18 protein-coding genes are annotated in these 20871 nt (G+C 60.0%); 5 read left to right on the top strand and 13 right to left on the bottom strand.

Going from position 1 to position 20871, the window contains the following annotated elements:
* Nucleotides 1-157 precede the first annotated feature (157 nt).
* Nucleotides 158-1012, top strand: coding sequence for a MurR/RpiR family transcriptional regulator (locus QA644_RS16815; RefSeq protein WP_283069639.1), 855 nt, complete (start codon nucleotides 158-160; stop codon nucleotides 1010-1012).
* Here QA644_RS16815 and QA644_RS16820 read toward each other — a convergent pair.
* The 9 genes from QA644_RS16820 to QA644_RS16860 all read right to left on the bottom strand — a co-directional run bounded on the left by QA644_RS16820 (nucleotide 1009) and on the right by QA644_RS16860 (nucleotide 10939).
* Nucleotides 1009-2592 (bottom strand): FGGY-family carbohydrate kinase, encoded by a 1584-nt coding sequence (locus QA644_RS16820; RefSeq protein ID WP_283072408.1) that lies wholly within the window; start codon nucleotides 2590-2592, stop codon nucleotides 1009-1011. The genes QA644_RS16815 and QA644_RS16820 overlap by 4 nt on opposite strands.
* On the bottom strand, nucleotides 2592-3281 hold the full coding sequence (locus QA644_RS16825) for an HAD family hydrolase (protein ID WP_194728253.1): 690 nt from the start codon (nucleotides 3279-3281) through the stop codon (nucleotides 2592-2594). Before QA644_RS16825 ends, QA644_RS16820 begins: the two co-directional genes overlap by 1 nt.
* Before the next feature lie 93 nt (nucleotides 3282-3374).
* Nucleotides 3375-4856, bottom strand: a complete 1482-nt coding sequence (locus QA644_RS16830) for a mannitol dehydrogenase family protein (RefSeq protein WP_194728254.1) — start codon at nucleotides 4854-4856, stop codon at nucleotides 3375-3377.
* 102 nt (nucleotides 4857-4958) lie between these two features.
* Complete coding sequence (locus tag QA644_RS16835; RefSeq protein WP_283069640.1) at nucleotides 4959-5957, bottom strand: ABC transporter ATP-binding protein; 999 nt, start codon at nucleotides 5955-5957, stop codon at nucleotides 4959-4961.
* An 18-nt stretch (nucleotides 5958-5975) separates the two neighbouring features.
* Nucleotides 5976-6806, bottom strand: a complete 831-nt coding sequence (locus tag QA644_RS16840; protein WP_074069752.1) for a carbohydrate ABC transporter permease — start codon at nucleotides 6804-6806, stop codon at nucleotides 5976-5978.
* A 1-nt stretch (nucleotide 6807) separates the two neighbouring features.
* A complete protein-coding gene (locus QA644_RS16845) occupies nucleotides 6808-7680 on the bottom strand; it encodes a sugar ABC transporter permease (RefSeq protein WP_028739754.1) in 873 nt (290 codons plus the stop codon).
* A gap of 132 nt (nucleotides 7681-7812) precedes the next feature.
* The gene (locus QA644_RS16850; protein WP_283069642.1) at nucleotides 7813-9123 is read right to left on the bottom strand and encodes a sugar ABC transporter substrate-binding protein; all 1311 of its coding nucleotides are present in this window, start codon (nucleotides 9121-9123) and stop codon (nucleotides 7813-7815) included.
* Between the two features lie 144 nt (nucleotides 9124-9267).
* Nucleotides 9268-10221, bottom strand: coding sequence for a sugar-binding transcriptional regulator (locus tag QA644_RS16855; protein WP_239596824.1), 954 nt, complete (start codon nucleotides 10219-10221; stop codon nucleotides 9268-9270).
* Between the two features lie 139 nt (nucleotides 10222-10360).
* Entirely contained in the window at nucleotides 10361-10939 is a 579-nt protein-coding gene (locus tag QA644_RS16860) for an exopolysaccharide biosynthesis protein (protein WP_239596821.1), read from the bottom strand.
* Between the two features lie 264 nt (nucleotides 10940-11203).
* On the opposite strand from QA644_RS16860, the gene QA644_RS16865 reads away from it, so the two are divergent.
* Genes QA644_RS16865 through QA644_RS16875 form a run of 3 tightly spaced genes read left to right on the top strand, consistent with a single transcriptional unit; the run spans nucleotide 11204 to nucleotide 14165 of the window.
* Nucleotides 11204-11863, top strand: a complete 660-nt coding sequence (locus tag QA644_RS16865; protein ID WP_283069644.1) for a response regulator — start codon at nucleotides 11204-11206, stop codon at nucleotides 11861-11863.
* Entirely contained in the window at nucleotides 11860-13194 is a 1335-nt protein-coding gene (locus tag QA644_RS16870) for a HAMP domain-containing sensor histidine kinase (protein ID WP_239596817.1), read from the top strand. The genes QA644_RS16865 and QA644_RS16870 overlap by 4 nt, the downstream gene beginning before the upstream one ends.
* A gap of 59 nt (nucleotides 13195-13253) precedes the next feature.
* On the top strand, nucleotides 13254-14165 hold the full coding sequence (locus QA644_RS16875) for an ROK family protein (RefSeq protein WP_283069645.1): 912 nt from the start codon (nucleotides 13254-13256) through the stop codon (nucleotides 14163-14165).
* 61 nt (nucleotides 14166-14226) lie between these two features.
* Here the strand turns inward: QA644_RS16875 and QA644_RS16880 are convergent, their stop codons facing one another.
* From QA644_RS16880 to QA644_RS16895, 4 genes are all read right to left on the bottom strand, one after another.
* Nucleotides 14227-17373: an efflux RND transporter permease subunit gene (locus QA644_RS16880; RefSeq protein ID WP_283069646.1), complete on the bottom strand. Its 3147-nt coding sequence runs from the start codon at nucleotides 17371-17373 to the stop codon at nucleotides 14227-14229.
* A 27-nt stretch (nucleotides 17374-17400) separates the two neighbouring features.
* Nucleotides 17401-18537, bottom strand: a complete 1137-nt coding sequence (locus QA644_RS16885; protein ID WP_283069647.1) for an efflux RND transporter periplasmic adaptor subunit — start codon at nucleotides 18535-18537, stop codon at nucleotides 17401-17403.
* 49 nt (nucleotides 18538-18586) lie between these two features.
* Nucleotides 18587-19192 (bottom strand): TetR family transcriptional regulator, encoded by a 606-nt coding sequence (locus QA644_RS16890; protein WP_074069758.1) that lies wholly within the window; start codon nucleotides 19190-19192, stop codon nucleotides 18587-18589.
* A 145-nt stretch (nucleotides 19193-19337) separates the two neighbouring features.
* Nucleotides 19338-19769, bottom strand: coding sequence for an OsmC family protein (locus QA644_RS16895; RefSeq protein ID WP_074069759.1), 432 nt, complete (start codon nucleotides 19767-19769; stop codon nucleotides 19338-19340).
* Between the two features lie 294 nt (nucleotides 19770-20063).
* Here QA644_RS16895 and QA644_RS16900 point away from each other — a divergent pair, with 294 nt between their 5' ends.
* Nucleotides 20064-20822 carry a FadR/GntR family transcriptional regulator gene (locus QA644_RS16900; RefSeq protein WP_283069650.1) on the top strand — a complete coding sequence of 253 codons (759 nt, stop codon included), beginning with the start codon at nucleotides 20064-20066 and terminating at the stop codon, nucleotides 20820-20822.
* The last annotated feature ends 49 nt before the right edge of the window (nucleotides 20823-20871 follow it).

Genomic DNA, 20871 nt, shown 5'->3' on the forward strand with positions numbered 1-20871 from the left:
AACGATGGAAAACTTGTCTAAAATAACACACTAATATATAGTCTATAGTATTCGATATAAACTTGAGCCTAGGACGCAGCTTCCGGAAATAGTTGCAACGGCAAGTCTCGCCAATAGCGCATCCGCGAATTGCCTCTGGGAAGTCAGGGAGGCTGATGTGGAAGACTTTGTTCAGAAGCTCAGACACTATGTGAAGTCAGGCACGCCGGCCGAGCGCAGAATTGCGAAGTATTTTACCGAGCACCTGAACGACCTTCCCTTCGAGACCGCTGCCTCCGTGGCCGACAGGCTCGATCTAAGCCCGATGACGGTTGGCCGTTTTCTGCGCGCCCTCGGCTATCAGGGTCTCGACAGCGTCAAAGTCCATTTCCGTGAAACCGCAGTCACCTCTCCTGTCCAACTTCAAAATTCGCTCAACGCGTTGCAGACCGATGCCTCGGAAGGAAAATCGCTTGCCTTGCTCGTCACCGAGCAGATCCAGGCGCTGCACCACATCTACCATCTGACCGCACAGACGCACTGGGCCGAAGCCGTCGCGATGATTGGCATGGCGCGCGAAGTTTTCATTGCAACGCATGTACGGCTCGCGGGCTTCGCAACGCATTTCGCCCACCGGCTGACACGGTCCCGCGATGGCGTCCACGCACTGGACGGTTCGGCAAACCGCTTCGCCGAACTCTTCGCTCGCCCGAGTGGCGAAGGCGCCCTCCTGATCATCATCGATTGCCGACGCTTCGGCAAAGCGCGTCTGTTGGCGCGAACCGCGCGGCGCTATGGCTACAAGGTCGTGCTGATCACAACGGAAAACAGCGACTGGCTGCCCGACCAATCCAACGTCATGCTGGCGCTTCCGCCTGCCCGCTCGCCCGACGAGGACAACCTTCCTCCGTTGATCGCTCTTCTCGACTGTCTGGCGGAATCGGTCATTGCCGCTGCAGGCGAAGAGGCGCTCGAACGCCGGCGGCGAATGTCGGAATTCGGCACCATTCTCGGAGAAAGCGGCAATCGCTAGCTTATCGCGTCCAGTTCGGCGCGATGGCGATACATCGCGAGAAACCGCCGATATTCGCGATCATACAGAGCCTGCTTTGTCGCGTCCGGCGCACGCTCTTCACCCCCGGGATACATTGCCACGCCGGCCGTCGTGAGATCCTTGTGTAAGCCACAGGCAACAGACGCCCCGATCGCGGTGCCCAGCAACACCGCCTCGTTCATCTTCGGAACGACGACCCTGCAACCTGTCGCATCCGAATAAAGCTCCATCAGCACGGGGTTCTTCACATGCCCGCCCGCAACATGCAGCGTGTCCGGCACATAACCGTATTCCTTCATCTTTTCGAGAATATGCCGGATGCCGAGCGCAATGCCGACGGCCGTACGCCAGTAGAGCGCGCAAAGTCCGTCGAATGACGTATCGAGCGTCAGCCCGCTGATAGTGCCGACGGCGTGCGGATCGGCAAGAGGCGACCGGTTGCCGTGGAAATCCGGCAGCACGAAGATGCGCGAGCCGAGCGCGTCGCCTTCTTCGGCACGCAATTGCGCAATGCGGGAGACGATCTTCTGATGCAATGCGGCGGTGGGCTCGCCCCCGGCAGCATGCATGCGCACGATATGCTCGAGCAACGCACCCGTCGCCGATTGACCGGCTTCAACAAGCCACGAATCCGGAAAGACGACCTCGTAGTAAGGTCCCCACATGCCATGGCTTGGCTTTCGATCGCGGGAGAACGAAATGATGCAGCTCGAGGTTCCCGCAATGAGCGCCAACTGACGCTCAAGCTGCGCTGGGTCGGCCGCATAGCCGGCAAGCGTGCCGAGCGCGCCCGCATAGGCGTCGATCAGGCCCGCCGAAACGTGGCAATCCGTCGTCAGCCCGAGTGCCGATGCGGCCTCCTGGGTGAGCGTGCCGACGCTTGTGCCGACCGGTGCTGTCTCGTCGGGCAGACGGCCGCGCTCCTGCAGGTCTTCCAGACCGATCTGCGCGAGAAAATCTTTCTGCCAGCCCGTTTCCTTGTGCGCCAGATAATTCCACTTCGCCGTCAGCGTGCTGCGCGAACGGGCAATCGAGCCCGTCGCCTTCCACGTCATGAAGTCGGCAAGATCGAAGAAATAACCGGCATTCATCCAGGTGCCAGGCAGTTTCTTCTTCAGCCACATCAGCTTTGGCATCTCCATCTCCGGCGACATGAAATGCCCGGAATGATCGAGAACCGCATGGCCGGTTGCCGTGCAGAAATCAGCTTCGTTCAACGCCCTGTGGTCGAGCCAGACGATCGTGTCGAAGCGCCTCTCGCCCCCGGTCGAGACGCTGATCTGTCCACCATCGACATCGCGGACGACGAGCGAGCATGTGCCGTCGAAGCCGATCGCACCGACAGACGCAGGAGCTGCGCCCGATTGTTCCATCGCCTTGCGAACGACGATGCAGACCGCAGACCAGATGTTTTCGGAATCATGTTCGGCATGATTTTCACGCGGCCTATTCATGATGATCGCATGTTCGGCCTTTCCGAGCAGGCGACCGCGGGCATCGAACACACCGGCACGCGCGCTGCCGGTGCCGACATCCACCGCAACCACATGATCATGCATCAAGGGCGAGCCCCATCCAGCTTTTGTTTCTGGATAAGGTGTATCAAATCCGGCATTGCGTCAAATACGCGTTCCGGCGAAAGCCGCTCGAGTTCGGCGCGATAACCTGCAAAATTGGCATGTGAGCCGCCGGTAAAGGCAAAGACCGTCATGCCTGCGGCCTTGGCTGCCTCGATCCCGGCAGGGCTGTCTTCGATTACGACGCAGTTCTTCGGATCGACGTGCATTTCGCGGGCCGCATGCAGGAAGAGGTCCGGCGCCGGCTTTCCATTCTTCACCATCGAGGCGCTGAAGATGTTCGGTAGCTTGTCGATAAGGCCGGTGACGGTGAGCGACAGCCTGATGCGCTCGACCTGGCTCGACGAAGCGACGCAGCAAGGGATGTCGAGCGCGTCGATCGTCGCACCTATGCCTTCGATCGGCCTCAGTTCTTTCCTGAATCGCGCATAGAGATTGGTGCGGATGCGCTCGAGAAACTCGTCGCCGGCATACACCTGATATTCGCTCTTCATCGTTTCGATGACGGTCGCGAGGCTCCTGCCGAGGAAGCGCCCATAGACCTCTTCCTCGGTGATCGGCACTCCGAGGTCGTTCATCGCCTCGACGAGCACGCTGACGGAGATCGGCTCGCTATCGACGAGGACACCGTCACAATCGAAAATGACCAGGCGTGTTTCAGAATCAGCCATGAAGACCAACCAGAGTTCGGTTCGGGCGCGTTATCGGCTCGCGCATGCGCAAGCCGGATCAATGGCGGCAGGAATTGCCGCCATGTTGATTTCCTACACTGCAAGCTTGCCCTCGAGATAGAGCTGCAAGGTCGCGCGGGTCCGCTTTTCCCACAGTGTTTTCAGGGCATGCGTAAAACGCTTGCAGAACAATTCGGATTGCGACACCTCGCCGAAAATGTCGTCGAAGACGAGGAACGCCGCCGGATCGTCCTTTGCCTTCAGCGCGGCGGCATGGAGCCGATCGGCACTAGCATCGTTGAAAACGATCTCCTTGCCGCTGTCGGTCGTGCCCGCGAAGTAACGGCACCAGAGAGCCGAAACCAGCGAAAGGCCGACGACGTCCTTGCCCTGGCGCAGATTGTCGAGCGTGGATGGCAGGATAAATTTCGGCTGACGGTTCGAACCGTCCTGCGCCAGGCGCGGGATCGTGTCGGCGATCTTCGGGTTCAGAAGACGGCGTTCGATCAGCGCGAAATAATCCTTGAGCGAGGTATTCGGCACCGGCGGCACGATCGGGATGATCTCGTCGTTTTCGAGCTTGGCGAGGAAGGCGCGGATCAGAGGCTCTTCCATCGCGTCATGCACGAAATGGATGTCCATCAACGCCGCCGGATACGCGATCGCCGCATGGCCGCCATTGAGGATGCGTATCTTCATATGCTCGTAAGGCGTGACATCCGGCACGAAGGTGACGCCGACTTTATCGAGCGCTGGCCGTCCGGCAGTGAACTTGTCTTCCAGCACCCATTGCTTGAACTCTTCACAATAGACCGGCCAGTTGTCTTCAATACCGAAAGTATCCGTCAGCAAATCGATCTCGCGCTGGCCCGTTGCCGGCGTAATGCGATCGACCATGGCATTCGGGAAGGCGACATTCGCCTTGATCCACACGGCAAACGCCGGATCGGAAAGCTCCGCCATACCCAAGACGGCGTTTCTGGTGACGGCACCGTTATGCGGAATGTTGTCGCAGGACATAACGGTGAAGGGCACGGTGCCCTTCTCCTTGCGTGCCTTGAGACCGGCAACGATAAGGCCGAAAACGGTTTTCGGCTCGGACGGGTTTTTTCCGTCCGCAACAATCGCCGGATGCGATGGATTGAATTTGCCGGACGCGTCGATGAAGTATCCGCCCTCGGTGATCGTCAGCGAGACAATGCGGATTGCAGGATCGGAGAGCTTGGCAACGATGGCTCCGGAATCGCCGACCGGCAGGATGTCGACCATCGGCCCCGTGACACGCGCCGCCGTCTTGTTGTTGTCCTGCTCCACGACCGTCGTCAGGAAGTCCTGCGCGGCAAGCTTCTCGCGCATCGCGGCGTCGGAAGGCAGCATGCCTGCGCCGATGATGGCCCAGTCGTGATCCTGTCCTTGGTTGAAAAGGTCATCGAGGTAGATAGCCTGGTGGGCGCGGTGGAAATTGCCAACGCCGAAGTGCACGATGCCGGCCGTAAGCGACGCTCGGTCATAAGCCGGGATTTCGGCCGTTTTAGCCGCATCGGTAAGCGTTGCCAGCGATAATTTGCACGTCATGTTTCAGTCCTCTTGAGGTCTTGCGGAGCGGATCCGCCGCTCTGCTCTCAGCAAACCGGACGCCTTGCCCGGCCTGCATTCTCACCCCGCCCGGCATTTGCCTCAGATGGCGAGACCGCCCTCGTTGAATTTATGGATGCGCGTCTTGTCCGGCGTCAGGTAGACGGTCTCCCCGGCCTTCGCCGGGAAATCGCCGCCACCGCGTGCAGTAATCGAGCCGATACCATCGACGTCGATATGCAGGAACGTGTCGGAGCCGAGATGCTCGGCGACGATGACCCTGCCCTTCCAGTCGCCGCTTTCGGTCGAAAGCAGCACATGCTCCGGACGCACGCCGATCGTATGCGCATTCAGCGCAGCCGCATTCTGACCGGTGATGAAATTCATCTTCGGCGAGCCGATGAAACCGGCAACGAAGAGATTGCGCGGGCTCTTGTAGAGCTCCAGCGGCGAGCCCACCTGCTCGATGTTGCCGCGGTTCAACACGACGATCTTGTCGGCCATTGTCATGGCTTCCACCTGGTCGTGGGTGACGTAAACCATCGTCGTCTTCAGTTGCTGGTGCAGTTCGCTGATTTCGATGCGCATGTTGACGCGAAGTGCGGCATCGAGGTTCGATAACGGCTCGTCGAAGAGGAAGGCCGATGGCTGGCGCACGATGGCGCGACCGATCGCGACACGCTGCCGCTGGCCGCCGGAAAGCTGGCGCGGCTTGCGCTCCAGATAATCCGTCAGGTTCAGGACGCGTGCGGCATCGCTTACCTTCCTGTCGATCTCGGTCTTGTCCATGCCGGCCATCTTCAATGGGAAGGCAATATTGTTGCGCACGCTCATATGCGGATAAAGCGCATAGGATTGGAACACCATCGCAAGCCCGCGCTCGGATGGCGCCTTTTCGGTCGCGTCCTTGCCGTCGATGACGATCTTGCCGCCGGAAACGTCCTCCAGCCCGGCGATCAGCCTGAGCAACGTGGACTTGCCGCAGCCCGACGGGCCGACGAAGACGACGAATTCGCCGTCCTGGATGTCGAGATCGATCGAAGGGATGACCTTGGCTTCGCCGAAGACCTTCGAAACGCTCTGAAGGGTAATGCTGCCCATGTTTGTCTCCCTGATGTCTTATTTCACCGCGCCGAAGGTCAGGCCGCGGACGAGTTGTTTTTGTGAGAACCAGCCGAGGATCAGGATCGGCGCGATTGCCATTGTCGATGCTGCCGAAAGCTTGGCGTAGAACAGACCTTCGGGGCTGGAGTAGGAGGCGATGAATGCCGTCAGCGGCGCGGCTCTCGAGGCGCTGAGGTTCAGCGTCCAGAAGGCTTCGTTCCAGGCCAGTATGATGTTGAGGAGCAGCGTCGAGGCAATGCCCGGTATCGCCATCGGCGTCAGCACGTAGATGATTTCCTTGGCAAGCGATGCGCCGTCCATGCGCGCCGCTTCGAGAATTTCGCCAGGGATTTCCTTGAAGTAGGTGTAGAGCATCCAGACGATGATCGGCAAGTTGATCAGCGTCAGCACGATCACCAGCCCCATCCGGCTGTCGAGCAGGCCGAAATTGCGGAACATCAGGTAGATCGGAATCAGCGCGCCGACCGGCGGCATCATCTTCGTCGACAGCATCCACATCAGCACGTCCTTGGTCCGCTTGGTCGGCGAGAATGCCATGGCCCAGGCGGCAGGGATCGCGATGATGAGGCCGATCAGCGTCGAGCCGAAGGAAATGATCACCGAATTCATGAAGTGGCCGAGATAGTTCGACCGGCTCTGCACCTCCGCATAGCTTTCCGTCGTCCAGTGGAAGAACAGGAACTGCGGCGGCGAGGCAATCGCGTCGGCCTCCGACTTGAAGCTCGTAAGAAACGTCCACAGGATCGGGAAGAAGATCAGGATCGCCAGCGTCCAGGCGATCGCCGTCATGATCACCTTGCGTTGAGTTGTAACTTTTCTAGCCATCTCAAGCCTCCAGATTCTTGCCGACAAGGCGGACAAGGAAGATCGCGACGATGTTGGCGAGGATGACCGCAATGATCCCGCCCGCCGAAGCGCCGCCGATATCGAACTGAAGAAGCGCCTGCGCATAGACGAGGTAGGTCAGGTTCGTGCTCTGCGTGCCCGGGCCGCCGTTGGTGGTAACCAGGATTTCGGCAAAGACCGAGAGCAGGAAGATCGTCTGGATCAGGATCACCACCGTGATGGCGCGCGCCATATGCGGCAGAATGATATAGATGAATCTCGATATCGCGCCGGCGCCATCCATTTCGGCAGCTTCCTTCTGCTCCTCGTCCAGCGACTGCAGAGAGGTGAGCAGGATCAGCGTCGCAAACGGCAGCCACTGCCAGGCGACGATCAGAATGATCGAGAACAACGGTGCGTTTGCCAGCCAGTCATAGGGCTGCAGTCCGAGCGCCTTGGCAAGATGCGCAAAGAGCCCGTTGACCGGGTTCATGAACATGTTCTTCCAGACAAGCGCTGCCACCGTCGGCATGACGAAGAACGGCGCAATCACCAGGATGCGCACGATGCCCTGGCCATAGATGTCCTGGTCGAGCAGCAAGGCGAAGGCGATACCGCCGACCACGGTGATGATCAGCACGCCGAGCACCAAAAGCAGCGTATTGGTGAGTGCTGCGAAAAAGGCCGGATCGGACAGGAAGTAGCTGTAGTTCAGAAAGCCGACGAAGCTCTCCATTCCCGGGCTGAGAAGGTTGTAGTTCAACAGTGAGAAGTAGATCGTCATCGCAAGCGGGACGATCATCCACGCGAAGAGAAGCACGACGGACGGTGCGATCATCATTCGCGCTGCGGAGCGGGTGTGTAACGTTGCCATGGCGATGACCGATCCTGTTTCGAGGGGCGTCTGGCTGCAGGGCAGCTAAGAAAAAGGGGCCGCCGACGCTATTCGGGCATTCGGCGGCCCAGAGGGGTGGGAGGTCAACGATCCCACCGTCTCAGGAGGTTATTATTTGATGTAACCAGCCTTGGTCATTTCGCGGGTCGCCAGTTGCTGCGCGCTCTGCAGCGCCTGGTCGACCGAGACCTGGCCGGCGAGAGCCGCGGAGAACTGCTGGCCGACGGCCGTGCCGATGCCCTGGAATTCCGGGATCGCCACAAACTGGACGCCGACATAGGGAACCGGCTTTACGGTCGGCTTGGTCGGGTCAGCCGCATTGATGGAGTCGAGCGTCATCTTCGCGAAAGCCGCAGCCTTCTGGTATTCCGCGTTCTCATAGAGCGAGGTACGCGTGCCGGGAGGTGCGTTCAGCCAGCCTTCCTTCTCGGCGACGAGCTTGGTGTAGTCCTTGCTCGTTGCCCAGGCGACGAACTTCTCAGCTGCTTCGACCTTCTGCGAGCTCGCCGGGATGGCAAGGCTCCAGGCCCACAGCCAGTTGCCACGCTTGCCGAGACCCTTGTCCGGAGCCAGTGCGAAACCGACCTTGTCGGCAACCGTCGATTCCTTCGGGTTGCTAACGAAGGAGGCCGCAACGGTGGCGTCGATCCACATGCCGCACTTGCCGGTCTGGAAGAGCGCCAGGTTTTCGTTGAAGCCGTTGGACGAAGCGCCGGGAGGGCCGGCTTCCTTCATCAGGTCGACGTAGAAGGTGAGCGTGTCCTTCCACTCCGGCTGGTCGAACTGGGGTTTCCAGCTCTCATCGAACCAGCGGGCGCCGAAGGAGTTCGACATCGCCGTCAGGAAGGCCATGTTTTCGCCCCAGCCGGCTTTGCCGCGCAGGCAGATGCCGTAGATTTCCTTGTCCTTGTCGGTGATCTTCTTCGCAGCGTCGGCGATGAAGTCCCAGGTCGGCGCGTCGGGCATCTTCAAACCGGCGGCCTCGAAGAGGTCTCTCCGATACATGACCATCGAGCTTTCACCGTAAAACGGCGCCGCATAGAGCTTGCCGTCTACAGTCAGGCCGCTGCGAATGGCCGGCAGCAGGTCGTCGGCGTCATAGTCGGCGCCGAGGTTGTCGAGCGGCAGGAGCCAGCTCTGCTTTGCCCAGATCGGGACTTCATAAGTGCCGATCGTCAGAACGTCGTACTGGCCGCCCTTGGTCGCGATGTCAGTCGTGACCTTCTGGCGCAGAACGTTCTCTTCGAGGGTAACCCATTCAAGGTCGATGTCGGGATTCTTCGCCTTGAAGTCATCCGTCAGCTTCTGCATCCGGATCATGTCGCCGTTGTTGACGGTCGCGATCGTTAGCGTTTCAGCCGAAGCCATGCCCGCAAACGCCAATGCTGAGCAGGCGCCCAGCAGAATAGTTCTCAATGTCATATCTTCCTCCCAGAAGATGGGTATGAGCATTCGCTTTGCTCGTGAGCAATTACTCACTACAGTGCGTCGAATGTCAATTGGAATCGTTGCTGCACCAGCGAAATGACACGCTATCCGATTGATTTTAAATATGATATTTTTTGCTCAAGACGTGAGCAAAAACTCGGCAGTCTGTTCATCGGTGATCAGGCTATTGATTTGACGGCCAACAATTGCGGCCCTTATCGCCTTGAATTTGCGCTTGCCTTTGGCGATTCCAATGACTGTCGAGGTTTCGCGTGAAGGAATCGAGGCCGACGCGACGCGCTCGTTGATCGGATTATCGAGAAGCCTGCCCTCCTCGTCGAAAATCCAGCCGCAGATTTCGCCGACGGCCCCCTCGCGCATCAGCTCCATCATCTCGTCCTTCTCCAGGAAGCCGTCGACGCAGAGTGGGCCGTCGATGCCCAGTTCGCCAATACCGACGAAGGTCACATCGGCTTGGGCGCTGATCGCAAGCGTGTAGCGCACCAGTTGCTGGCCATGGAGCAATTCACGCTCCTCGGCCGAAGTGACGAGCACCGGCAGCGGCATCGGGAAGTGCCGCGCCTTCACTGCATCCGCCATGCTGAAGATGACATTGTAATAGGCGGCTGAACCGTCCGGCGTGATGTTGCCCGTCAGCGAAACGATGCGATGATTCGGACATTCGATCGTCGGCAGCTGATCGACGGCAGCCTTCAGCGTGCGGCCGGTACCAACGGCGAGCACGATCGGATCCGGCCGCTTGAGCCATCGCTCGATCTCAGCAGCCGCCGCTTCGGCAATGCCGACCGTCCTCGATGAAGACCCCGGATCGCTCGGCACGATCTCGACATGCTTGAGGTCGAATTTCTTGCGCAGCTGGTTGGCGAGCTCGAGGCAGGCAGCAATCGGATGATCGAGCCGCACTTTGATGAGTTTTTCGGCGACGGCCAGCGACACCAGGCGCTGTGCTGATTGCCGCGAGATACCCATCGCAGACGCAATCTCGTCCTGCGTGCGCCCAGCCACGTAATAAAGCCAGCCCGCACGCGCTGCGTCGTCCAGCCGTCCAGGTGTCTCGGTTCTTTTCGCCATCGAGGTCTACCGCGCGTAAAATGGGCCGGCTTTCTGCCGGACGAATACCTTTGAGTCTGTGCCGCGCCAGATCAGAACAAAATTGAGCAAAAGTCGAGTGCATTGAGAAAATGCAACGGCCGTATGGGCGAATATTCGCTCAGGCAAACCAGTTTGTGACGAAGAAGATCGCAGCCTTGATAAGGCCGTAGATCACGCCGCCAACGACGGTCAGTGAAATACCGGCCATGACCATTCCAAACGCCGAAAAGAGACCATCCTTGCCCAATATGCCGAAGGAAAACAGGCAGATGGTAAAAGCCGGCAGGATGTTGCCGAGCGGGATCGGCAGCGTCAGGATGACCGCAAGCACTAGGCAGAGAAAGCCCACAAGGTATTCGGCAGGCGGCTCGACGAGGAAAGAAAGCCGCGGCTGCAGCATGCGCTCGGCAAAGGCGAGCCAACGGTGGATGCGCGAGACGATCGCTTCGAAATCCTCGCGCTTCATCGAGCGGCCGGCAATTACCTTCGGTAACCATGGCTTCAGCCCGAATGTCAGCTGCGCTGCAAGAAAGAGTAGCGGCGCGCCGAGGATTGCGGAGGTTCCCGGCGGCGTCGGCACCAGATTGGGAATGGCGAAGACCAGCATGAGCGCACCGGTCGCACGGTCGCCCATCACCTCGAAAAGATCGCCGATCGAAATGCGCTCACGGCTCCTGTCACCCGCAAGCTGCCTCAAGATGGCCGAAAGCCGTCGCCCCCTCGGGCGCGGACTCCTGATAAAACGCCTGCGTGATGTCTCCATTTCCTTGATTGTCATAGCATCCCGGCTCGTCGGCTTGCGACTGATACCATCCCAATGTGAATCTTCTCTGTCGAATGCGCCGCCATCATGGCCGCGCGGGTTCTGGATCACGGCCATTGCATGGCGATTTTTCGCCGGCACCCTTCGCTTGACCCTTAGCAAAAAGCAGCGCTACTGCTCTTGGCAAGGAGAGATTGCGTGCGCATTCTTTTGGTTGAAGACGACAAGATGATTGGGGAAGCGGTGCGCGATCACGTTGCAGCCGCCGGTCACGCGATCGACTGGATGTGTACGATCGGCGATGCTGAGGCCGCTGCAGGCTCCGTGGACTACGGTCTGATCCTGCTTGATCTGCAGCTTCCCGACGGCAGAGGCATCGATTTCATGAAACGGTTGCGTGACGACGGTATGGCAATGCCGGTAATAATCCTCACTGCGCGCGACCAGATTTCCGATCGCATCGAAGGCCTGAACGCAGGCGCCGACGACTACCTCGTCAAGCCGTTCGATCTCGGAGAATTGCAGGCCCGCATCATGGCTGTCGCGCGTCGCTACGACGCCAATCCAAGGACTATCATCCGCATTGCCGATATCGAGATCGACCGGCCGCAGCACAGACTTGCCATCGCCGGCGAGCCGGTCGTGCTGACCAGCCGCGAATGGGCCGTGCTCGATCTGCTCATCGCCCGTCCGGGCGCAATCGTGCCGAAGGACCGGATCGAGGAAGCCCTTTATGCCTTCGGCTCGGAGATCGAAAGCAATACGGTTGAGGTCTATGTCAGCCGGCTGCGCAAGAAGATCGGTCGCGACAGGATCAAGACCGCCCGCGGCATCGGCTACACGCTGGCGGAAGCATGAGACGCGAACCGAGCATCACGCGCCGGCTCATTCTGGCGCTCACAAGTGCTATGGTCATCTTCTGGCTCGCCGCGATCGGGCTCGGCATCCAGGTGATGCAGCACGAATTCGACGAGCTTTTCGACAGCGCCCAGCAGGAGACGGCCCAGCGCCTTTTGACGCTGATCGTCGACGACCTGAACCAGCGCGCCGAAACAGACCCTTCCGGCGTCGCAATTTTGAATACGCCAGCCAGCCGCGAATATCTGACCTATCAACTACGCGACAAGGTCGGAAACGTCGTTCTTCGCTCCGATGACGCTTCGCCTGAACCTTTCGATGCGCCACTCGCCCGTGGTTTTCACAACAACGATCGCCAGCGCATCTATACCGAAGCGACCGCTGACGGCGCCCTGTTCATGCAGGTCGCCGATCGCCTCGGCAATCGTCGCGAAGCCGTGCGCGAAAGCGCCGTCACGCTGCTGCTTCCACTGATCGTGCTGATCCCGGCGAGTATCTTCGCCATCTGGCTCATCCTTGGCCGGGCGCTGAAGCCGATCGAAACGCTACGCCGGGACATCGCCACCAAGGACAGCGGCAATATGGCGGCCATTGAAGGCGACGAGCTGCCGAAAGAAATCAAGCCGATCGCTCGCTCGGTCAATCTTCTGCTCGCCCGTCTCCGGTCGGCGCTCGAAGCGGAACGCGAATTTACCGCTAACAGCGCTCACGAGCTCCGCACGCCGATTGCCGGCGCGCTGGCACAGACCCAGCGCTTGGCCGAAGAACTGTCGGCCGGTGCCGCCAGGACGCGGGCGCGGCAGGTCGAAAGCTCGCTCGTCGATCTCGGCCGCCTAGCCGAAAAACTGCTGCAGCTTTCACGCGCCGAAGCCGGCATCGGTGCCAGCGACAAAGCCGCCGACCTCAGCAAGGTGCTGGAGATGATCGTCAGCGACTACGAGCGCGACAGCCGCACCAAGGGGCGCGTCAACTATGTGCCCGACGCCGGAGCAACGCTTGTCCGTTATGCAGACATGGATGCCTTCGGCATCGTCATGCGCAACCTCATCGAAAACGCGCTGCTTCATGGCGACCAGGATCGGCCCGCCAAGGTCAGCCTGGATAAGGCCGGGACCATCCGTGTCGTCAATGGCGGCCCTGCGATCCCGGAAGCCGATCTTGCTGGCCTCAAGAAACGCTTCCGGCGCGGCACGACCAGCGCATCCGGTTCCGGCCTGGGCCTTGCGATCGCCGACCGCATCGTCTCACAGATGGGCGGCACGCTGGAACTCCTCTCCCCGGCAAGCGACGAGACTTCCGGCTTCGAGGCGAAGGTGAACCTGCCGGCATAGGACTTGCAAATCCACCCGAAGGGTGCGAGCAGACGCGGAAACTTTCGAGGCAGACAAGCATGATCATCTCACTCGACATCGGCGGTTCGGCGATCAAAGGCGGTATCGCACGCTCGGAAACGGATATCGTTCCTATGGGTCGCCGTCCGACGCCCAAGGATGATTTTGCTGATTTCGCCGAGACGATCCGCAGTTTCATAGCAGAGACCAGCGAAACACCTTCGTGCCTTGCCTTCTCGATTGCCGGCGTCGTCGATCCGGATACGCAACGGCTGACATGCGCCAACATTCCCTGCATTCACAACCGCAGCCTTGCGGCTGATCTGGAGGCCGAACTTGGCTTTCCGGTCCTGATTGCCAACGACGCCGATTGCTTCACCATGGCCGAAGCTGAACTTGGCGCCGGGCGCGGCCACCGCATCGTCTTCGGCGCGATCCTCGGCACTGGCGTCGGCGGCGGGCTCGTTTCCGACGGCAGGCTCGTCAACGCCTCGGGCGGTTTTGCCGGCGAATGGGGTCACGGCCCGATCCTCGCCTGCGAAGCCGGCAATCCCCCCGTGAAAATCCCAGCCCTTCCCTGCGGCTGCGGCCAAAAGGGCTGCGTCGATACAGTCGGCGGCGCCCGCGGCCTCGAGCGGCTTCACAAGACGCTGCACGACCTCGACTTCCCCAGCGAGGAAATCATCGCGCAATGGCAACGGGGTGAGGAAAAGGCGACGAGCACGATCGACGTCTATACCGATCTCGTCGCCTCGCCCTTGGCACTCACCGTCAATATCACCGGCGCGACCATCGTCCCGGTCGGCGGCGGACTTTCCAATGTCGAGCCGCTGCTTGCCGAACTCGACAAGGCCGTAAGAGGCCGCACGCTGCGCAGGTTCGACCGGCCGCTGATCGTGCGCAGCGAATGCCGTTTAGAGCCGGGCCTCATCGGCGCGGCTCTTCTGGGCCTGAAAGCGGAAGCGGCTTGAGAGCATTTTTTCGAGTGGGTTGATTGGAAAATGAAAATGGCGGGGATTTCACCCGCCATTTTCACTCTGCTGCCAATGCCGGCGGATGATGGTCATCCGCCTCTTCCTGGTTGGCATTGGCATATTCGCTCTCCGTGTCCTTCGTCTTCGGCTCGCGGCCGAAGAAGAGGGCATAACCCGCTGGTAGGACGAGGATGGTCAGCACGGTTGCAACCAGAATGCCGCCCATCATCGCGTAGGCGAGTGGACCCCAGAAGACACCGCGGGAGATCGGGATAAGGGCGAGAACTGCCGTCAGCGCCGTCAGCATGATCGGCCGGAAACGGCGCACGGCCGCACCCACGATCGCCTCCTGCCGGGCCATGCCCGCCTTGATATCCTGGTCGATCTGGTCGACGAGGATGATCGAGTTGCGGATGATGATGCCAAGCAGCGCAATCACGCCGAGGATCGCGACGAAGCCGAAGGGCGCGCCGCTGATCAGCAGTGCGGCAGAGGCACCGATGATGCCGAGCGGGCCGGTCGCGAGCACCAGCATCGCCTTGCCAAAATGCTGCAGCTGCGCCATCAGCAGCAGGACGATGACGACGAGCATGATCGGCGCCTTGGCGGCGATCGAAGCCTGACTTTCAGCCGCATCTTCCGCACCGCCCTGGATTTCGATCTTGTAGCCGGCAGGCAGGCTGTCACGCAGGTCCTGCATATCGGCATACATCTTCATCGCCACGTCGTTCGGCTGGATGCCATCTGGCAGCGTCCCGCGGACGGTGATCGTCGGCAGGCGGTCACGCCGCCATTCGACGCCTTGTTCCATGATGGGGACGACCTTGGCGACCTGCGAGACCGGAACAAAACCTCCGAAGTCCGTCGGGACATAGACCGAATTGACGGCCGACAGCAGCGAACGGCTGGAATCCGGCTCCCGGGCCACGATCGAGACCGTCTCTTCGCCGTCGCGGAAGTCGTCAAGCGACGTGCCGGACACGGCGGTCTGCAGCGTCTCGCGGACGCGCTGCGAAGTGACGCCGAGGGCGCGGGCACGGTCCTGGTCGATCACCAGCTTCATGGCCGGCACCGGCTCCAGCCAATCGTCGTGGACGGCGCCGAGCTGCGGATTTTCGGCAAACTTCGCCTTCACCTGATCGGCGATATGGCGGACCTCCTGGCGATCCGGTCCCATGACGCGCATTTGCACGGGCCAGCCCGTCGGCGGACCGAGGAAGAGACGGTCGACCTTGCCGCGGATCGACGGAAAATCGTCCGCAAGGATGCTACGCAGCTTGACGATCAGCCGCTCGCGAGCAGGTTCGTCATTTGCGATGATCAGGAGCTGCGCGAAGTTTGGATTGCGAAGCTGCTGGTCGAGCGGCAAGAAGAAGCGCGGTGCGCCCTCGCCGATATAGGTGGCGATGAACTTCTTGTCCTTGTCATCCATCATCTTGGCTTCGAGCATCTTTGCCTGCGTCTCGACTTCCTTGATGCTGGTGCCTTCCGGCAGCCAGAGATCGACGAGAATTTCCGGACGCGAGGATTGCGGGAAGAAGTTCTGCGGAATGAACTGGAACGCCCAGAGACTCGTCGCAAAGGTGAAGAGCGTGGCAGCCAGCACGATGATGCGATGGCGCACAGCCCATGCGACAGTGGTACGCAGGCGGCGGTAAAAGCGCGTGTCGAAGACATCATGATGCTCGCCGGCGTGCTTGCGCTGCCTGAGGATCATGTAACCCAGCCACGGCGTGAAATAGACCGCGACGAACCACGAGACGACGAGCGCGATGCCGACCACATAGAAGAGCGAGCGCACATATTCGCCGGCCGTCGATTCTGCAAAGCCGACGGGAATGAAGCCTGCCGTGGTGATCAGCGTACCGGTCAGCATCGGAAAGGCGGTCGAGGAATAGGCGAAGCTCGCCGCCTCGATCTTCACGAGGCCCTCTTCCAGTTTTCGTTCCATCATTTCGACGACGATCATCGCATCGTCGACCAAAAGTCCAAGCGCAATAATGAGCGCGCCGAGCGAGATGCGCTGCAGGTCGATGCCGAGTTCGTACATGATGGCGAAGGTCGCAGCCAGCACAAGCGGAATCGCTATCGCGATGACAAGGCCCGATCGCCAGCCGATCGATAGGAACGAGACGATCAACACGATGATAAGCGCTTCGCCAAGCGCATGCATGAATTCGCTGATGGCGTCGGTCACGACATCCGGCTGATTGGATATCTGGTCGACGGAAACGCCGTAGGGAAGAGATTCATCGAAGCGCTGATAGGTCGCTTCGACATCCTTGCCGACATCCGTGACCTTGAAGCCTTTGGCCATGACCACGCCGACCTGCACGCTTTCGTGCCCGTTGAAACGGTATTTGCGTTGATAGGGGTCTTCGAGCCCGGAGGTAACGGTGGCAATATCACCGAGACGCGTCACCTGGTTGCCGGAACGCAGGCGTAGTTCGCGAATATCCTCGGCCTTCTTCACATCGCCTTCGACGGAAATACGCACCGAACGCAGCCCGGTATCGACAGAGCCGGCAGGATCGACTGTGTTCTGGCCTTTGATGGCATTTTGCAGGTCGAGGATCGTAACCCCTCGTTCGGCAAGCGCCTTGGAGGAAACGTCGATGTAGATCTTTTCCGGCTGGTCACCGATGATGACGGCCTTCTCGACGCCCCGCGTCGAAAGCAGCATGTCGCGCGCCTGGATCGCGAATTTCTTCAGTTCCGGATAGGAGTAGCCGTCGCCGCTGATCGAATGAAGTGTGATGAAGGTATCGCCGAATTCGTCATTGAAATAGGGCCCGAGCAGGCCTTCCGGCAGCTCGTTCGAAATATCGCCGACCTTCTTGCGCACCTGATAGAAGGCATCCGCCACTTCCGCGGAGTTCGTGTCGCCCTTGACCTGCAGCGTAATGATCGCGCTGCCGGCACGGGTGTAAGAGCGAACGAAATCGAGGTGCGGCGTTTCCTGCAGCTTGCGCTCGATCTTGTTGACGACCTGATCCTCCATTTCCTGGATCGAGGCGCCTGGCCACATAGCTTGCACGACCATGACACGGAAGGTGAAATCCGGATCTTCCTTCTGCCCCATGCGCATCAGTCCGAGCGCACCGGTGATGATGATCAAACCGAAGAGGAAGCGTGCAATGCTGGGATGACCGATTGCCCAGCGCGACAGATTGAAGGAGCGTTTCTCGGTGGTCGAGTTGTCCATGACAGTATTCCCTCTCCTGGACAGCAATTATTGAACGGTGCCGGCGGGCTCGGCGGAAGCCGACTGATCGCCCGGCACCGAGACCTTCAGGTTCTCGGTCATGAACTGCGTTCCGGCGGCAACAACGAGATCCCCGCTCTTCAGGCCATCGGCGACGTTGACGCCGTCGCCGGTGAAATCACCGACGTGGATTTGGCGCGCGTGCACGGTTGCCGCGCCGCGGTCGACGACCCAGACGATCTTCTTCCCATCCTTCTCGGCAAGCGCGCTCAACGGCACCGCGACATAGGGATCGGAATTCGTAACATCCGCCTCGATCGTCGCCGTCATACCGAGCAGAACACGCTGATCATTTGGCAGGCTGACGCGGACGGAAAAGGTCCGGGACTGCTGATCGGCGCTGCCTGAAACTTCGCGCACCTTGCCGTCGAGCACCAGCTTGTCATCCGACCAGAAGGTTGCCTTCACCGTCTTGCCCGGCTTGAATTCGGCAATATCGTTTTCCGACACCGCGATCTGAACTTCCTTCTCGCCATCGATGGCAACGGCGACGACAGGCGCACCGGAGGCGATGACCTGACCCGTATCCGCACTGACTGCGGTCACGATGCCGTTCTGATCGGCCTTCAGATCCGTGTAACTTACCTGGTTCTTCGCCTGATCGAGCGATGAGATCGCAGCATCGCGCGTCGAAACAGCTTGGTCATAGGAAAGCGAAGCCTGCTCGAGCTGCGATTTCGGCGTGGCATTCTTGTCGAAGAGCTGCCCGGCACGCTTGTTGGCGAGATCTGCCGTCTGCACGCCCTTCTCGGCCGCCGCCAAGTTGGCTTCAGCCGTCTTCACCGCGAGCTGATAATCCGTGGAGTCGATGCGCGCGAGCACATCCCCAGGCTTCACCCGATCGCCGATATTGACGAGCCGCTCCGTGATCTTGCCCGCAACACGGAACCCGAGATTCATCTCGATGCGTGCTTTCACAGCCCCGGAATAGTCGAGGGCGCGCGTTTCGCCGGCCATGGCAATCTCCACGACCTTGACGGGGCGGACGATTTCCTTCGTCTCTGCCTTCTCCGCCTCGCTGCAGCCGGCAAGGCCGAGGCTGATGATGCCGACAAACGCGAAGCTGAAAACGGACGGCAGATTGCGTGTCTTGAGCGAAACCATCTTCGCACTCCTGATCGTTTCGTGTGTTTCTGACGGCCTGGCCATGCTGTTATTTCAATGCCTTGATCGAATACTCGATGAGTTCGTCAACCGTCGCGCGGTTGGTCTTGGCAAGACATTGCGCCACCATCTGCGGGTGGCAGAGCGTCACGGTGGCCGCACCGAAGCAGCGTGAAGCAACATCGGCATCTTGCTCGGCGAATTCCCCGGCTGCGATCCCTTCGCGGATCACGCCGGCGATCAGTTCATGAATGCTGTCGATATGGCGTTCGATGACATGCCAGTCGCGTTCGATTGCGACGACGACCATCTCGTGCACCTTCTGTTCATCAAGCATGGTGTCTAGCGTCATCTGATACTGGCCATACACAAATCGTCGCAGGCGCTCCGAGGCGTTGATCGGCAGGTGACAGATGTCGTAGGCCTGCTTGTAACTGGCAGCCAGCATGCGGCCGCAGATCGCCTGGTGGATTTCCACTTTCGAGGCGAAGAAGCGGTAGATATTGGCCGGCGACATGCCGAGGTCACGCGCCACATCGGCAACCGTGGTCTTGCCGTAGCCATAGTGGCGGAACAGCCGCTCTGCCGCATCCAGAATGCGCGTCACATTTTCCTGGCGGGTACTGTCCAGCATGTTTTCTGCGGTGTCATTCATGCGTTTTCAGAAGCCTTACTTACGACTGACGAATTTTGAATTTCGTCAGTCGTAAAACATCAGGCATCATTTGTCAATATTCTGCCGCCGCCAAAAAAATGCCGCGGCATCGGCTCGCGGCATTTAAAATCAATCATTGCGGAAATCAGTCCAACTTGACGTCGAGTGTGATCGGCACGGCGGAAAGCGCCTTGGAAACCGGGCACCCCGCCTTCGCCTTGTTGGCGAGCTCGGTGAACGCCGCTTGGTCGGCGCCGGGAACCTTGCCGGTCAGCGACAGATGGATTGCGGTGATCGCGAAGCCACCTTCGACACTCTCGAGCGTTACCTTTGCCGTAGTCTCCATGTCTTCGGCCGTAAGCCCCGCATCGCTGAGAATCAACGATAGCGCCATGGTGAAGCAGCCGGCATGAGCCGCGCCGATCAGTTCTTCCGGATTGGTGCCTGGAATACCTTCGAAGCGGCTCGAAAAACCATAGGGATACTCCTTCAGCGCGCCGCTCTGTGTCGATATCCGTCCCTTGCCGTCCCTGAGGCCGCCGGACCATTGAGCCGAACCTGTACGATTGATCTGCATGCCGTCCTCCTGTTTCGATTGGACTCATCCGGAAAGGACTTGTGCCGCTTCCCGCCGCAGAGAGGCCAAAGCCTCCCCAAACGGCAATATAAGGCTCTATCCGCAGAAGACGACAGCTTGTCCCGAAGAAGACCTACGGCCGCCTGACCGCGCGATAAATCATCATACCAGGAAATTGCCTTTGTATGATGATTGCAGTATAGGATTGTGCACATGCGCCGAGGAGGCGTCGCATGGCAAACCGAATTTCCAGTGGGATCCGGTTTGCTTCGCAGGCGAGAGGCGGAGAGGTCAGTGGGCTCCATCGAGCAGCAGGGTGAGGGCGAAAACCCGCGCGCCGAGCGCCGCCCGCGCGTGCGCCGAAACGTCACGGCCTCGATCGCGCAGGATATCTGTTCCGACCGTTATCCGGCAGGCCTGCCGCTGCCGCGCGAAAACGACCTCTGCGAAATCTACGGCGTCAGCCGCACCGTCGTTCGCGAATCCCTGAAAATCCTGGAATCCAAAGGCCTCGTGCGCGGCAAGCCGCGTATCGGCACGACCGTCTGTGACAAGGACGACTGGAACATCCTCGATGCCGACGTGCTCGAATGGATGGGACCGCATATCGAGGATTCCGACCTGCTCGGCTGCATCCTCGAAGCCCGGCGCACCATCGAGCCTGCGGCCGCCGAATACGCAGCCGCACGCGCAACGGCGCAGGAGATTGCCGATCTCGACAGCGCCTGGCGACAGATGCGCGATTGCGCCAACGATCCGGAAAGCTTCACCGATGCCGACATCATGTTCCATTCGGTGCTGCTAACCGCGAGCCACAACCAGGTGTTCCGGCGGCTTTCGAGCGCCATTCACGCTGCGGTGAAATATGCCCTGCACGCCTCGAATGTCGCGGTTAAAAACCGCGAGGACGCAGTTGCCGTTCACGGCGAACTGGTCGAGGCACTCAGGATGCGTGACCGTAAAAGGGCACGCGAATGCGCCAACCGGATGCTGGATCTTGCGGTGCGCGATCTTGCCGCCGTCAAGAAAGCGGCCAGCAGAACCAAATCATGACTGAAAATGGCGGCCGAACCCCGTAGAGCAACACGAGAAGAATGAGGCC

It is taken from the genome of Rhizobium sp. CC1099, assembly GCF_029714385.1.
Lineage (GTDB): Bacteria > Pseudomonadota > Alphaproteobacteria > Rhizobiales > Rhizobiaceae > Rhizobium.